Here is a 597-nt window from a genome sequence, read left to right as displayed (position 1 = left end):
CAGCGTGTTCGCCGGCAGCAACGGCAGCCTGACGATTGACTCCTACAACGCAGCCACCGGGGTGGCCAGCTACAGCTATCAGCTGACCAGCCCTGCTAGCGATGGCCCTGGGATCGAAACCGATACCTTCAGCCTGAGCGTGTCCGACGGCACGGCCAGCTCGGCGCCGGCCAACATCGTCATCGAGATCGTCGACGACGTGCCCAACGCCGTGAATGACAGCAACAGCATCGCCGAAGACACCCTTACCCCGATCACCGGCAGCGTGCTCGACAACGACCTGCACGCCAACGGCCAACCGGGCGCGGACATCCCGACCAGCTTTGTCGGCTGGGCCAGCACCGCCGCCAGCTACGGCACCTTCAGCGATACCGGCAACGGCACCTACAGTTACAGCCTGAACAACGTCAACCCGGCGGTGCAGGGCCTGGCCGCCGGTGAGAGCCTGAGCGAGACCTTCAGCTACACCATGCAGGACGCCGATGGCGACACTGATACTGCGACCCTGACCATCACCATTACTGGCAGCAATGATGGGCCGAAGGTGACGGTCGATCCGGGCAACCAAGGGACTAACGACCGAGTCTTCGAGGCCGA

General features: G+C 63.8%; 1 protein-coding gene. It reads left to right on the top strand.

The features are described from left to right. The coding region (locus P8H27_RS20525; RefSeq protein ID WP_289639602.1) for a VCBS domain-containing protein at positions 1-597 on the top strand (597 nt) is incomplete at both ends.

This window comes from Pseudomonas sp. sp1636, assembly GCF_030376615.1.
Classification (GTDB): Bacteria; Pseudomonadota; Gammaproteobacteria; order Pseudomonadales; family Pseudomonadaceae; genus Aquipseudomonas.
The sequence above is the reverse complement of the archived record's forward strand: the minus strand, read 5'-3'. Positions and strand labels throughout refer to the sequence as shown.